We start from the raw sequence: 12,921 nt of genomic DNA, 5'->3' as shown, positions 1-12,921 counted from the left end.
TCAACCGTTTCAGCGCCCTTAATTGCGCTCTCGTCAGTTTCGCGAGCAATATCAAACGCCAGCTGGGCGGCGGCAGACTCGGCCTCGCGGTGCTCCACTTGGCTGGAAATATCACTGGCAAATTTAACCACCCCATACAGCCGGCCATTGGCGTCATAGAGGGGGTTATACGTTGCACGCAGCCACACAATGCGCCCATCCTTGGCCACTCGCTTAAAGCGATCGGAAATGAATTCGCCCTGATTCAAGCGTTGCCAAAACTGTCGATATTCATCACCCGCCAGTTCCTCTGCCGTGCAGAACTGCCGGTGATGCACACCAAGAACTTCCTCCAGTCGATAGCCCATGGTGCTGAGAAAGTTCTCATTGGCAGCCTGTACTTCACCTGCCAGATTAAATTCGATTACCGCTGTCGATCGGCTGATCGCCTTCAAATAACTTTCGTGCTGATGTTCGGCGTGCATGCGTTCAGTGATGTCAGCGGCTAACTTGATTACCTTGACCACCTGCCCTTGACTATTGCGCACTGGCAAATAGCTGGCCTCCAACCAGATTTCCCGCCCTCCCTTGGCAACCCGCATATAGCGATCACTGAAGCTCTCGCCATCGGCCAACCGTTGCCAAAACTGCACATAACCCGGGCTTGCCACTTGCTCTTGGGTGCAGAACAGGCGGTGATGCTGGCCGCGCAACTCCTCGAGGCGGTAGCCCATGGCCGCAAGAAACGCCGGGTTGGCATCAAGAATTTCACCCTGAGGGGTGAACTCGATCATGGCAAAGGTATTTCGGATGGCCCCGAGCACCTGCTGGCTGGTTGCCAGTTGCTGCTGGGAATGTTGCAACTCACTGCGCAGCTGTGATCTGAACATGTGGAGAGCCTCTGCAAGGGCAGCATTTGTTCAGGGCACAGCGCAATAAATCTCATCCCTGATCCAAAAATCCTATCGACACGTAGCCATTAAGCTTTAGCTCAGTTTTGCTCGGGATGCACAGCACGCCGTGTGCTCTCCATATCCAGAGTGCGCAAGGCCTGGTATTGGCTGACGAATACCTGCCCGCCAAAACGCTGCAGAAAATCCGAACGTTTTAACCGATCCATCACCGGCCCTTTTACTTCAGCCAGGTGCAACTGCACGCCGGCGCTGTGCAGGCGCTCGCTGATCGCTTCCAGGGTATCCAGAGCACTGGCGTCGATCTGGTTGACCCCGGAACACATCAGCACCAGGTGGTGTACGCCGGAACGCTTGGCGATCAGCGCTGCGACACGCTCTTCCAGATAACGCGCATTGGGGAAGTACAGACTTTCATCGACCCGCAGTGACAGCACACTGGGGCTTTCCACGACCTTGTAGCGTTCGACATTGCGGAAATGCTCGCTGCCTGGCAGCTGTCCGACCACAGCCATATGCGGGCGACTGGTGCGCCAGAGAAATAACAGCAACGACAAACTCACACCGAGCAGAATGCCGATCTCGACGCCATATAACAGCACGCCCAGCAGCGTTGCCAGTTGCGCCATCCCTTCCTGCGCTGAATAGCGCCAGGTGCGACGCAGGCTGGGCAGGTCGATCAAGCCCAGCACAGCGACGAGAATGCTCGCCGCCAACACCGCTTGCGGCAAGTGCTGCAGCAACGGCGCCAGGCCCAGTACCGCCGCCAGCATCAAAGCAGCAGCAAACACGCCAACCAGCGGCGTGGCGACATTGCTTTGCAATGCCAGCGCCGAGCGGGAAAAGCTCGCTGCCACCGGCATGCCGCCACTGCAGGCGGCGGCGATGTTGGCCGCACCCTGGCCAAGCAGCTCCTGATCAGGGCTGATCGACTGACGCTTGCGCATCGCCTGGCTTTGGGCGATGGATACCGACTCGACAAAGCCCACCAAAGCAATCAGCACCGCAGCCGGTAACAGCTCACGCAGCAAGCCCAGTTCCAGGCTTGGCAACCCCAGTGGCGGTAAACCCGCCGCCACCGTACCGACTACCCGCACGCCATAGGCCTCCAGTTGCAGCAGCGCGCCCAGGGCAATAGCCAGCAACATCAACAGCAAGGCACTCAACTGCCTGATCCGCAGCGCCAGCGGCTCGGGCAGCCCGAACACGCCGAGATTACGCAGCAAGACCAGCAACACCAGGCTGCCCAGCCCCAGCAACAGTGTCGGCAGGTGCAGCGCAGGCAACTGCGCATACAGTGCAGGCAGCACCTGCAGCAGGGTCAGCCCGTCGGCGCGCACACCAAGCAGGTGCTTGAACTGGCTGACCGCGATCAGCAGGGCCGAGCCGCTGACAAAGCCGGAAATTACCGGATGGCTGAGAAAGTTGGCGACAAAGCCCATCCGCAGCAGGCCCATCAGCAACAGCAGCACGCCAACCAGAAAGGTCAGGGTGGTGGCCGCCACCAGATAAGCCGCACTACCGACAGCCGCCACAGGGGCCAAGGCCGCCGTCGTCATCAATGACAGCACCGCCACTGGGCCGAACGACAGCGCTACGCCGGGGCTGGCGCCAATCAACGCATATACAACCAACGGCAGAATGCTTGCGTACAACCCCACCACTGCCGGCAACCCGGCCAACTGCGCATAAGCCAGCGCTTGTGGCACCAGCAGCAAGCAAACCAGGCAAGCCGCAAGCAGATCGCGGCCAGCCTGGTCGCGGTCATAACTGCGCAGGGTATTCAGCAGCGGCCACTTAGAGAACATTCAACGGCACCTTGAGGTAGCGCACGCCATTGTCTTCGGCGGGCGGCAGATGACCAGCGCGCATATTCACCTGCACCGACGGCAGCATCAGCGCCGGCATGTCCAGGCTGGCATCACGGGCCTGGCGCATGGCAACAAAGGCCTCTTCGTCGATGCCCTGGTGCACATGCACGTTATGCGCGCGCTGCTCAGCCACCGTGGTCTGGTAGCGATGCTGCTCGCGCCCCGGCGCCAGGTAATCGTGGCACATAAATAACCGGGTGCTGCCTGGCAGGGCAAACAGCCGGGTAATCGAGCGATAGAGGGTGCGCGCATCACCACCGGGGAAGTCGCAGCGCGCGGTGCCGTAATCCGGCATGAACAGGGTATCGCCAACAAACGCCGCATCGCCGATCAGGTAGGTCATGCAGGCCGGGGTATGCCCTGGCGTATGCAGGACGCGGGCGTTCAGTGAGCCGATCTGAAACACCTGATCATCCTTGAACAGCAGATCGAACTGACGGCCATCGACGGCGAACTCGCTACCGGCATTGAACAGTTTGCCAAAGGTGTTCTGCACCACACGGATCTGCTCGCCAATGGCCAACTGCCCACCCAGGGCAGCCTTGAGATAGGGCGCGGCAGACAGGTGATCGGCATGCACATGGGTTTCCAGCAGCCACTGCACGTGCAGACCCTGCTCGCGCACATAGGCGATCAGCCGGTCGGCACTGGCCGTATCCGTTCGCCCGGCAGCCGCGTCGTAATCCAGCACCGAATCGATGATGGCGCACTGCGCGGTCGCAGGGTCGCTGACCACATAGCTGTAGGTTGAGGTCGCAGGGTCGAAAAAAGCCTGAATTAGCGGGGACATGGCAGCTCCAGCCGACTGGCCAAAGGGCCAGTCAGCACTACAGCGTTAGGTCGTGGTCTTGCAGGTACTGATACCCAGCAGCGGGTACAGCGGACAGAAGCGAAACAGGCCGGTGGCCAGCGGCACGATGCCAAGCAAACCCCATAGACCGATAACACCGCTCAGGCTCAAAGCCAGCAGAAGCAAACCTGCGGCAATTCGCAGGCTGCGGTCGAGGGTGCCAATATTTGCTTTCATAGTGATCTCCCGATCATCAATTACCCGCGCCGGCGTTCCAGCGCAGCAAAAACAGCCATTCCCACCAGCATGGCCACCACGAACAGCATTGCCTGCCAGTGCCCGGTGAGCAGAATCGCCACGGCGGGACCGGGGCAGATGCCGGCAATCCCCCAGCCAATGCCAAACAACAGGCTGCCGCCGATCAACCGCCGATCCAGCTCGCGCTTGCCCGGCAACTGCATCGGCGCGCCGAGCAGACTGCTGCGCTGCGCGCGCGCCCAGCTGAAGGGCAAAAACGCCACGCCAATCGCCGCCGCCATTACCAAGGCCAGCGAAGGGTCCCAGGCGCCTGCCAGATCGAGAAAGGCCAGCACCTTGGCCGGGTTGGCCATGCCTGCGCTAAGCAGACCGATGCCGAAGATCACACCGGCGAGAAATGCCAACAGTTTGCGCATACTTAACCCCCCAACAGATGACGCAGAACAAACACCGTGGCGAAACCGGCGGCCATAAAGCTCAAAGTTGCGGCCAGTGAGCGCGGCGATAAGCGTGACAGGCCGCAAACGCCATGCCCGCTGGTACAACCAGAGCCATAACGGGTGCCGACACCGACTAGCAGACCGGCAACCGTCAGCGCCAGCCAACTACTGTGAATCTCAATCTCGGGCAGGCGGGCAAACAGCTGCCAGAGCAGCGGGGCAAGCAACACACCGAGGAGAAACAGAGCCTTCTCGCCCATCCCCTCACCACGCTCCAGCAGGCCACCGAGCAGACCGCTGATGCCGGCAACCCGGCCATTCATAACGACGAACAGGCTGGCTGCCAGGCCGATCAGCGCACCGCCGACTAAAGCGCTCCAGGGCGTGAAGTTGTACCAGTCGATGCTCATGATTCATCACCTGCGCAAAAGAGTTGATACAGGGTATTGATCACCGCCAGCGCAGCCGGGCTGCTGATGCAGTAATAGATCTGCTTGCCCTCGCGGCGGGTCGCCACCAGCCCTTCACGGCGCAGCACCGCCAACTGCTGCGACAGCGTCGGCTGTTGAATACCCAAGAGCGCCTCGAGTTCGCTGACATTGCGCTCACCCTGGGACAATTGACACAGCAATAGCAGTCGATCCGGATTGCCAAGGGCCTTAAGCAGCTGTCCAGCGGCGTCAGCATTAGCGCGCAGCTGCTGGATATCGAACGAGGGTTGTTCTGGTGTCATGGTGGCAGGCTCAATTAAGATAAAAACAATCTATTCTTTTATATATTGAATAGCAAGCCCTGCAACTGACACCCGCAGAATGGGCAGGCATAAAAAACCCGGAACAGAGTCCGGGTTTCCTGTGTTGCTCAGGCTGGGCTGGATGCAACAGCTCAGCCTGCAACCACCACAATCAGAGCAATGGCAGGGTGTAGCTGACGATCAGACGGTTTTCGTCGATGTCACGGCTGAAGTTGTTGCGCATGGTCGCATTACGCCACCGCACACCCAGGTTCTTCAGGGCGCCTTCTTGGAATACATACATCAGTTCGGTGTTGCGCTCACGCTCTTTACCCTCAGAAACGTTGCGACCGCGGTCGATGTTGTCGCCCGACAGGAAGCGCGTCATAAAGGTCAGGCCAGGCACGCCAACAGAAGCAAAGTCGAAGTCATAACGTACTTGGTAGGACTTCTCGTCCTTGGCAGCAAAGTTGCCGATCTGCACATAGTTGACCAGGAACGGATCAGTACCACCGACATAGGCAAAACCGGTGTCACCGCTCATTTTCTGGTAGCCGAGGCCAAATTTATGGCCGCTCAGTGCATAGGTCACCATCGCACCGAATGCCTTGTTATCGACATTGCTCAGGCCATCGTCGGTGGAACGCGCATAACGCACGTCGGTCTTCAGGCTCTGCTTGTCGCCCAGCGGCAGTACATGCACCAGGTTGAAGGAATGCTGCTTGTACAGGTCTTCCAGATTGGAATAGTAATAACCCGCAGTCAGATCTTTGGTGAGCTTGTAGTTACCGCCAGCAAAGGCGAACTCGTTGGACTGATTGACAGCACCACCTTTAATTTTGATACCGCTCAAGGAGTAGGTATTCAGGGTCATGTCTTCATAGTCTTGCGAGTTGCGGTTGTTGACCTCATCGAGGTAACCCGCATCCAGGGTCAGACCATCAATTTCCTGGGATACCAGGTTACCGCCGCGGAAAATTTGCGGCAGCAAACGGCTATCGCTGGAGGCGATCGCCTGATTCTTGAACTGCATCTGGCCGACGCGCAGGGTGCTTTTGGAAACCTTGGCCTTGGCAGCTACAGCCAGACCTGAGTAGTTGTCTTGCGAGCCACCGGAACGATCCGGAACCAGCAGACCACTACCTGCAGTGCCATCTCCCGAGTCCAGCTTGAAGCCGAGCATGCCGATGGCGTCGAGACCGAAACCGACGGTGCCTTCGGTGAAGCCCGACTCAGCGCGCAGGATAAAACCTTGAGCCCACTCTTCGGACTTGTGCGGACCCGTGTCTTCACGGAAGTCGCGGTTTTAGTAAAAGTTACGCGCTTCAAGGCTAGCTTTACTGTCGCCAATAAAATCGGCGAACGCCGCTTGGCTTAGGGACAAGCCCAGGGTGCTGGCAGCGACGGCCAGGGCCAGGGAGGTCTTTCTCATTATGATGTCTCCAGTTGTGTGTGTGGTTGCACATCGGTGCGGTAACAGACTTCAGCCAGTGAAGCGGCAGGCGCGCACCGAATTCGAGGGCTTATTGCAGGGGCAGGCGAACAACCGTCGCAGCCCGGGGCGGCCGTGCAATAAGCGAAATCAGGTGAGCGCGTGAAGACAGTCAGCGCGAGCTGGGGAATGAGGACATAGCAGCGGACAGGTAAAAATCATGGCGCAGGTCTCTTCATTTTTATTGTCGGCCGATAGTCCTGGCCGTTATGCGCTGAGCCCTACGCAGATACTGTGCCAGCTGCCAAAAACAGCCAGCCAGAGCGTCTATTACAAGGTTTTACAGGTTTATAGAATTGGGGCTGCCGGCCTGACCATGAGGCGATGAGCGGTTTTTTGCCTATGGCAAAACGCCTAAAGGCGGGTTATCGCCAGCAGCCTGCATGCCAGCGCGCATAGTTAATCCACCACGACCTGATTTTTGCCCTGGCGTTTGGCCTGGTACATCGCGGCATCGGCGCGTGCATACAGGGCATCCAGGCTGGTGTCTTCAGGCCGTAAGCTGGTCAGGCCCAGACTCATGGTCACAGCGAAAGTCGCGCCCTCATGGTTAAAGCTCAGACGGCGCACCTCGCGCTGCAAACGCTCGGCTATCTGCTCGGCCAGCTCCGGCTCACAGCGTGGAAACAACGCGGCAAACTCCTCACCGCCGATACGCCCAAACAGATCGCCCCGGCGCAAGGTGGTGACGCCGCTGCAGGCCAGGCGCTGCAACACCTGATCACCCATCTGGTGACCATAGCGATCGTTGATCTGTTTAAAATCGTCGAGGTCGAGCAACAGAAAGGCCAGAGGGCTGCCATATTCACGCGCCTGCTCGAACTCGCGCTGGGCGCACTCGAAAAAGTGCCGACGGTTGCTGCTCTGGGTCAGCACATCGGTGGTGGCCAGACGGTGCAACTCGCCTTCCAGCTGCTTCTTCTCGGTGATGTCCTCGGCGATGCCGACGATGATATGCGGCTTGCCCGGCGAACTTTCACGGCTGACAAAGCACTTGTCGCTGAGCCAGCGCAGCTGGCCATCAGCGCGGATGATGCGGTACTCGCGAGCCTCGACTGCGCCGGTTTCCAATACCTGGGCAAGGCTTTCGGCGGCGTAATCCAGATCATCCGGATAGATGCTGTTGCGCCACTCTTCATAGCCGGCCAGTAACAGCGCGGTGGATCGACCGAAGATCCGCTCATAGGCGGGGCTGACATAAATCACCCGCTGGGCATCCCAGTCAAACGCCCAGAGCACCGCATTAACGCTACCTAGCAGGGTGCTGAACAGCTGCTCGCGCTCCTGCAGACGCGCCACCTCAGCGCGAGTGTGCAACAACGCCAGGGTCAACTCCTCCTGCTCAAGCTGCTGCCTGCTGACTTCATCCATAGCCATCACCATTGCACTCAGTTACCGGGCAATGGCTGAAGCATACGCCAGAAACAGAAAATGGCCGGGAGGCATTTTTAACGTCGTACAGCAGCAACCCAGAGGGTGGTCTCCACAAATGGCAGGCCATAAAAAATTGTCCGGAACAATTTTTAACGTCGCGCAGCGACGGCCCGCAGGGTGGCCGCCAGGGATGGCAGGCCATAAAAAACCCGCCGAGTGGCGGGTTTGAACAACACAGGAGGCTGTTAGACGGCCCCAACTGGACGCAACGAATAGGTTTTCAGCTGTTCGGCAAACTCGCGCAGCGACTGAATACCGCTGGCCTCGGCATCACTGACCCAGTGTTTGATGGCTTCAAGCATGTCGTGGCCATTGGCGCTGGTTTTCACCCAGATCTGCTGCAGGGCCAGACGCTTTTCGTAGATCACTTTGAGTGCCTGGCTCTGTTCCAGCATGCGATGGATACGTGCCTGGTGACCTTCGTCGAGCAGGCTTGGCTCACGCGAGAGCAGACGCTTGGCGCGATGGAAGTGGTGGCGAACCGAGGCATCGGCCTTGGCCAGCTCCTGCTGCACCAGCGGCGCGATCACCAGCTTGCGGTACTGCGCCATGATCTGAAAACGGTTGTTGAGGATGGCCATGGCGGTGTCCATGTCCAAACTGCGCTTGCCTTCCACCCGGTGAGCGATGGGTGCAACGCGCTGTACCTGAGCCAGGCCAAGCAGGCTGAACAGCTTGATCCAGAACCAGCCCATGTCGAACTCCCACTTCTTCACCGACAGCTTGGCCGAGTTCGGGTAGGTATGGTGGTTGTTGTGCAGTTCTTCACCGCCGATCAGGATGCCCCACGGTACTAGATTGGTCGCCGCATCGCGGCATTCGAAGTTGCGGTAGCCAACGGCATGGCCGAGACCATTGATCACGCCCGCCGCCCAGACCGGAATCCACATCATCTGGATCGCCCAAACGGTCATGCCGAGCACACCAAACAGGGCCAGGTCGATAACGGCCATAATGGCGATACCGCCCACAGGGAAACGCGAGTAGACATTACGCTCGACCCAGTCTTCCGGACAGTTCTTGCCGTAGATGCGCAGGGTTTCCGGGTTTTGTGCCTCTTCACGATACAGCTCGGCACCCTTGCGCAGCACGGTGCTCAGGCCCTTGATCACCGGGCTGTGCGGGTCATCGACAGTTTCACATTTGGCGTGGTGCTTGCGATGGATCGCGGTCCATTCGCGGGTGTTCTGCGCCGTGGTTAGCCACAGCCAGAAACGGAAGAAGTGTTTCAGCGCCGGGTGCAACTCCAACGCGCGGTGCGCCGAGTAGCGATGCAGATAAACCGTGACGCTGACGATTGTCACGTGCGTCAGCAGCAGGGTAACTGCGATCAGCTGCCAGACCGACAGGTCAAGAAAACCGTTGTGCCACATGGGTCGTGTGCCTCGTACATAAAGAAAGACGCCGCCGATTATTAGCACACGTCGCCGGCCATTATCCCTGACCCTGATCAGAAAACCAGTTGGTCTTTTGCATAAGAATGCCGCGCCCGTCTCAGCACCTATACTGCCGGTCTCAAGCAAAGGACTGATTTTTATCCCATGAATGCTCCACAAAGCGCCCGGCGCCTGACCCTCAGTTATACGCTGGCAGCCGCCCTCTGGGTCTTATTCAGCGACGGATTGCTGGTTTCCATGGGCCTGTCGCTACCACAGCTGGAGCGCGCGCAACTGCTCAAGGGCCTGGCTTTTGTGCTACTCACCGCTGCCCTGCTATATGCCGTGCTGCGTACCCACCACGGGCAGCAACGCCTGGCGCAGCAAGCGTTGCTGCTCAGCGAAAAACGCCTGCACCAGGCACTGGAAGCAGCCAAGGACGGTATGTGGGACTGGGACCTGCAGACCAACAAGCTGTACTTCTCCCCCGGCTACGCTGCCCTGCTCGGCATTCATCCTGATGCCCTCGGCGATGACGCGCAGCAGTGGCTGCAACGTCTGCACGCTGATGACCGCGCGAGCTTCGACCGCAACCTCGAGCAGCGCCTGGCCGCGCGCAACCCGGCGCCCTATGAGGTCAACTATCACCTGCTGCATGAGGATGGCAGCTACCGCTGGATTCAGTCACGCGGGCGTCTTTTGCTCGACGACCATGGCCAGGCCGAACGCCTGATCGGCACCGCCAGCGACATTACCCAGCGGCGCAAGGATGAAGACAGCCTGCGCCAGGCCGCGGCGGTGTTCGATGCCACCCAGGAAGGCGTACTGGTCACCGATGCGCAGCAGCGTATCGTCCACTGCAACCCGGCCTTTACCCGCATCACCGGTTACAGCCAGGCGGAAATCATCGGCCAATCGCCGAGCATGCTGAAATCCGGACGGCATGACAAAAGCTTCTATGACAGCCTCTGGGGTGCTCTGCAAAACCGCGGAGCCTGGAGCGGCGAAATATGGAACCGGCGCAAAAGCGGCGAGATTTACCCGCAATGGCAATGTATCCGGGTGATCCACGACGAGATGGGCGAGACCAGTCATTACGTCGCGGTGTTCTCAGATATCAGCGCGCTGAAACGCTCGCAACGCGAGCTGGATTACCTGGCGCACCACGACCCGTTAAGCAATCTGCCCAACCGCCTGCTGTTCACCGAACGTGTCGAGCGCGCCCTCGAACGTGCCAAGCACGATGAGCTGAGTGGTGCGGTGCTGTTGATCGACCTCGACCACTTCAAGCACATCAACGAAAGCCTCGGCCACAGCATCGGCGATTTGCTGCTCAAGGAGGTCGGCGAGCGCATTAGCCAGCAGCTCGGCAAGCGCATGACGCTCGCGCGCCTGGGCGGCGACGAGTTTGGCCTGCTCTATGAAAGCTGCAGCAGCGCCGAACAGGCGGCGGTAATGGCGCAGCGTCTACAGGCATGCCTGACCCAGGCCTTCAAACTCAACCAGCAGGAGCTGTTTATCACCGCCAGTATCGGCATCAGCCTGTACCCCAGAGAGGCCAGTGATGTTGGCCAGGTACTGCGCAACGCGGACTCCGCGCTGTTCAAGGCAAAAAACAGCGGCCGAGAAAGCTATGCCTTCTACAGCCAGGAGCTGACCGAGCACGCCCGCCAGCGGGTCGAAATGGCCAGCGCCCTGCGCCATGCCCTGGATCATCAGGAACTGCGCGTCTACTACCAACCGCTGATCTGCCTGCGTAGCCAGGAGATGATCGGCGTCGAGGCCCTGGTGCGCTGGCAGCATCCGCAGCGCGGGCTGGTGGCGCCCGGTGAATTTATCCCAATTGCCGAAGAAACCGGGCTGATCGGGGCTATCGACGCCTGGGTGCTGGAGCAGAGTTGCCGACAGATGGTTGCCTGGCACATCGCCGGGCATACGCTGAGGTTTGTCGCGGTGAATGTCTCCAGCCGCCTGTTCAGCCGTGGCGAGCTGGACCTGCGAGTCGCCGAGGTGCTGCGCAATACCGGCCTCGACCCGGCACACCTGGAGCTGGAAGTTACCGAAAGCGCGGTGATGGAAAACCCCGATGCGGCCCTGGCCTTGCTCGAACGTCTGCGCGCCCTCGGTATTCGTCTGGCCATTGATGACTTCGGCACCGGCTACAGCTCCCTGGCGCGGCTCAAGCGTCTGCCGGTGCACAAACTCAAACTCGACCAAAGCTTTGTCAGCGGCCTGCCGCATGATCAGGATGATGTGGCAATCACCCGCGCGGTGATCGCCCTCGGCCACAGCATGGGGCTTAAGGTGCTGGCAGAAGGAATCGAGCAGCTCGAACAGGTCGAACTGCTCCAGCAGCTCGGCTGCGATCACGCCCAAGGCTACTATTTTGGCCGCCCGCAACCGGCAGAACAGCTGGCCACACACTTGGCGCTAAGCGCCGCAACTACGGACTAAGGCACAACGCATGCGGGTCATGATTCTGGAAGACGATAGCTGGATCGCCGATCTGCTCAAGCAGATCGTCCTCAGCCTGCGCCCCGGCAGCCAGGTGGTATGCCTGGACAGCGTCAGCGCCGCCCTGCGCGAATGGCAGCAGCGCCCTGCCGAGCTGGTAATCTGCGACTGGAATCTGCCGGACGGCCCCGGCACCCGCCTGCTCGAACAGGTTCGCCGCGACAACAGCAGCACGCCGCTGGTGGTGATCACCGGCCGCTCCGACCGCGCCAGCGTACTGGCCGTGCGTGCGCTGAAGATTAACGCCTTTATCAGCAAGCCGTTTCACGCCGCGCATGTCGCCGCCAGCCTGGAAACCCTGCTGCCCACAGACAGCGGCGCGCAACAAGACCAGGCCAACGCCATGCACCACGACCTGCTTGATCATCTACGCAGCCTGCCCAGCAGCGCTTTGCAATTACCGCTCAAGGCGCACGTCCGTGATCGCCTGCTGCAAAGCTTCAAAGGCGAGCAGATCGATCTGCGCGAGCTGGCCAGCGAGTGGCAACACGACCCCGCGCTCAGCGCGCGCCTACTCGCGGTGGCCAATAGCAGCGCCTACAACCAAGCCGGCAAGCCCTGCACCAGCCTGCTCGAAGCGCTACAGAAGCTGGGCGCCACCAACAGCCTGAATCTGGCGATGGGCCTGGCATTACGCCAATGCAGCGCGCTGGATAATGCCCTGCTACGTCTGTTTGCCCAGGCGCATCTCGATAGCACCGAATTGCTGATCGAGCGCAGCACTGCCCTCGCCCGCCAGTGCACCATGGACCCTGTACCCTTCCATACCGCCGCCCTGCTGCACCGCATGGGCGAACTCTGTGTGCTGTACCTGGCACAGGTGTGGCAAGACAGCGGGCAGAGCTTCAGCGAGGCCCAGGTGATGCAGGCGCTTGACCAGTTCAGCAGCCCCTTTGCCATCAGCATCAAGGCGCAATGGCAATTGCCGATGCAGCTACGTGAGCTGATTGGTGCGTGCTACAACCTGCCGGCCAACAACGTCAAACGCGAGAATATCCTCATGCGCCTGGCCGCCTGCGAACTCAACAGCGCAACTGATGACCCCGAGCTAGCTCGTCTGCGCCGATTGGCAGGGCTGACCTGATGACGTTCTCTCTGTATGCACGCGTGATAAGGCGGATGA

10 protein-coding genes and 2 pseudogenes are annotated in these 12,921 nt (G+C 59.8%); 2 read left to right on the top strand and 10 right to left on the bottom strand.

The window, feature by feature from the left end:
• Nucleotides 1-92: 92 nt before the first annotated feature.
• From ACIGEK_RS04780 to desA, 10 genes and pseudogenes are all read right to left on the bottom strand, one after another.
• A pseudogene (locus ACIGEK_RS04780) lies at nt 93-773 on the bottom strand (PAS domain-containing protein); the annotation flags it as partial.
• A gap of 197 nt (nt 774-970) precedes the next feature.
• Entirely contained in the window at nt 971-2,698 is a 1,728-nt protein-coding gene (locus tag ACIGEK_RS04775) for a SulP family inorganic anion transporter (RefSeq protein ID WP_397492189.1), read from the bottom strand.
• A complete protein-coding gene (locus ACIGEK_RS04770) occupies nt 2,688-3,551 on the bottom strand; it encodes an MBL fold metallo-hydrolase (RefSeq protein WP_397492188.1) in 864 nt (287 codons plus the stop codon). Before ACIGEK_RS04770 ends, ACIGEK_RS04775 begins: the two co-directional genes overlap by 11 nt.
• A gap of 45 nt (nt 3,552-3,596) precedes the next feature.
• On the bottom strand, nt 3,597-3,788 hold the full coding sequence (locus ACIGEK_RS04765; RefSeq protein WP_397492186.1) for a DUF2892 domain-containing protein: 192 nt from the start codon (nt 3,786-3,788) through the stop codon (nt 3,597-3,599).
• A 20-nt stretch (nt 3,789-3,808) separates the two neighbouring features.
• The gene (locus ACIGEK_RS04760; protein WP_397492185.1) at nt 3,809-4,225 is read right to left on the bottom strand and encodes a DUF6691 family protein; all 417 of its coding nucleotides are present in this window, start codon (nt 4,223-4,225) and stop codon (nt 3,809-3,811) included.
• Nucleotides 4,226-4,227: 2 nt separating this feature from the next.
• Entirely contained in the window at nt 4,228-4,659 is a 432-nt protein-coding gene (locus tag ACIGEK_RS04755) for a YeeE/YedE family protein (protein ID WP_397492184.1), read from the bottom strand.
• On the bottom strand, nt 4,656-4,982 hold the full coding sequence (locus ACIGEK_RS04750; RefSeq protein WP_397492183.1) for an ArsR/SmtB family transcription factor: 327 nt from the start codon (nt 4,980-4,982) through the stop codon (nt 4,656-4,658). The genes ACIGEK_RS04755 and ACIGEK_RS04750 overlap by 4 nt, the downstream gene beginning before the upstream one ends.
• Nucleotides 4,983-5,154: 172 nt before the next feature.
• Nucleotides 5,155-6,414: pseudogene (locus ACIGEK_RS04745) on the bottom strand (OprD family porin).
• A 459-nt stretch (nt 6,415-6,873) separates the two neighbouring features.
• Complete coding sequence (locus ACIGEK_RS04740) at nt 6,874-7,845, bottom strand: GGDEF domain-containing protein (protein WP_397492182.1); 972 nt, start codon at nt 7,843-7,845, stop codon at nt 6,874-6,876.
• Between the two features lie 248 nt (nt 7,846-8,093).
• On the bottom strand, nt 8,094-9,281 hold the full coding sequence (gene desA / locus ACIGEK_RS04735; RefSeq protein WP_397492181.1) for a delta-9 fatty acid desaturase DesA: 1,188 nt from the start codon (nt 9,279-9,281) through the stop codon (nt 8,094-8,096).
• Between the two features lie 168 nt (nt 9,282-9,449).
• Here desA and dibA point away from each other — a divergent pair, with 168 nt between their 5' ends.
• Together dibA and ACIGEK_RS04725 are read left to right on the top strand one after the other, a co-directional pair.
• A complete protein-coding gene (gene dibA, locus ACIGEK_RS04730) occupies nt 9,450-11,738 on the top strand; it encodes a phosphodiesterase DibA (RefSeq protein WP_397492180.1) in 2,289 nt (762 codons plus the stop codon).
• A 10-nt stretch (nt 11,739-11,748) separates the two neighbouring features.
• Nucleotides 11,749-12,882, top strand: a complete 1,134-nt coding sequence (locus ACIGEK_RS04725) for an HDOD domain-containing protein (RefSeq protein ID WP_397492179.1) — start codon at nt 11,749-11,751, stop codon at nt 12,880-12,882.
• Nucleotides 12,883-12,921: the final 39 nt, after the last annotated feature.

It is taken from the genome of Pseudomonas sp. NPDC079086 (assembly GCF_044542155.1).
Taxonomy (GTDB): domain Bacteria; phylum Pseudomonadota; class Gammaproteobacteria; order Pseudomonadales; family Pseudomonadaceae; genus Aquipseudomonas.
The sequence above is the reverse complement of the archived record's forward strand: the minus strand, read 5'-3'. Positions and strand labels throughout refer to the sequence as shown.

Excerpts from the sequence above, each read along its gene's own strand:
- ACIGEK_RS04775 (WP_397492189.1), bottom strand. The coding sequence starts at position 2,698 with ATGTTCTCTAAGTGGCCGCTGCTGAATACCCTGCGCAGTTATGACCGC.
- ACIGEK_RS04770 (WP_397492188.1), bottom strand. The coding sequence starts at position 3,551 with ATGTCCCCGCTAATTCAGGCTTTTTTCGACCCTGCGACCTCAACCTAC.
- ACIGEK_RS04765 (WP_397492186.1), bottom strand. The coding sequence starts at position 3,788 with ATGAAAGCAAATATTGGCACCCTCGACCGCAGCCTGCGAATTGCCGCA.
- ACIGEK_RS04760 (WP_397492185.1), bottom strand. The coding sequence starts at position 4,225 with ATGCGCAAACTGTTGGCATTTCTCGCCGGTGTGATCTTCGGCATCGGT.
- ACIGEK_RS04755 (WP_397492184.1), bottom strand. The coding sequence starts at position 4,659 with ATGAGCATCGACTGGTACAACTTCACGCCCTGGAGCGCTTTAGTCGGC.
- ACIGEK_RS04750 (WP_397492183.1), bottom strand. The coding sequence starts at position 4,982 with ATGACACCAGAACAACCCTCGTTCGATATCCAGCAGCTGCGCGCTAAT.
- ACIGEK_RS04740 (WP_397492182.1), bottom strand. The coding sequence starts at position 7,845 with ATGGATGAAGTCAGCAGGCAGCAGCTTGAGCAGGAGGAGTTGACCCTG.
- desA (WP_397492181.1), bottom strand. The coding sequence starts at position 9,281 with ATGTGGCACAACGGTTTTCTTGACCTGTCGGTCTGGCAGCTGATCGCA.
- dibA (WP_397492180.1), top strand. The coding sequence starts at position 9,450 with ATGAATGCTCCACAAAGCGCCCGGCGCCTGACCCTCAGTTATACGCTG.
- ACIGEK_RS04725 (WP_397492179.1), top strand. The coding sequence starts at position 11,749 with ATGCGGGTCATGATTCTGGAAGACGATAGCTGGATCGCCGATCTGCTC.